Source organism: Psychrobacter sp. 1U2 (genome assembly GCF_051847575.1).
Genome location: NZ_JBPYDC010000468.1, coordinates 1 through 1,048, shown reverse-complemented (window position 1 = coordinate 1,048; position 1,048 = coordinate 1). Strand labels below are relative to the sequence as shown.

The following is a 1,048-nucleotide window of genomic DNA, read 5'->3' as shown; positions in this document are numbered from 1 at the left end:
TCATTACTTTTCATAAAAAAATTTAGGGCATATGCAAAATTTTCCTCAAGATCTTGATTATTCTTCTCTTTAACCCACTCTCCATTTGTACAAACATATCTACTTGGCGCTTTCAATAAAGTACCCGGCGAAAAATTAGTACCTTGAAACTCTATTAAATGACAACCATCAGGTGATTGAGCAATGTCTAACGAAGCATAAGGATTGTTCATTTCATCAAATATACTCTTCGCATAGTCTAAAGTCTCTTTCGGAGGCTTTACGTGCTCAAACAGCCCACTACCACTCGCTCTAAAGTCACCTTCTTTAATGTTTCTTTTTAAACTATAGTACCTGTCACCAAATACTAAAATCTTAAAATCATTTGTTAGGTTAGGTATAAATTTTTGTTCAACAAACCTATTAAACCCTTTATGCCTGTAGTTGTATATTGAAAACTCTTCAGCTTGTAATTTAATTTTTCGTTGAAATTTTATTACTTTTCTCTTATTCGATACATTGAAATGTTTTTTCTTAACATCTAACAGATCTTTTTCATTCTTTACTAAAAATACACCACTACTACCTGACCCACTTACTGTTTTTAATACCTTTGGTAGTGGCAAGTTACAGTCATCGATATCAAAGAAGTAATTTCCTTTTAGATTACCAAAACCTAATTCAGTTCTATACAACTCCTGAAATCCTTTATTTTCGTGACTCATAAGTATGTCGTAACTTGGTATAATTCTACATTTTTTATTAATGAAATACATGACATCTCTTAGATATAGTCTAATATTTTCCTCATCACTAGAAGTGTAAAAAACTATATCCGTTTTATCGAAGTCAATATTCATTAGGTCATTGATAGTTATAATCTCACTATCACAATTCAAAAGACTTGATACTTTTTTAACATCTATACTTTGCCAACTTTGACCAGTACTACCAAAAAATCCATTAGGTAGTGTGGCGATATATACCTTCATAATTCTAAGCCCCTATAATTAACATTTTTATTTTTTACCTAAAAACAATATGACCTTAACTATAAAATTACGTTCTT

1 protein-coding gene is annotated in these 1,048 nt (G+C 30.3%); it reads right to left on the bottom strand.

Annotated features, from left to right (window positions below):
* Positions 1-971, bottom strand: a 971-nt coding sequence (locus ACS8FD_RS16625; protein ID WP_439276654.1) for an ATP-grasp domain-containing protein, incomplete at its 3' end; no start/stop codon positions are given.
* Positions 972-1,048: the final 77 nt, after the last annotated feature.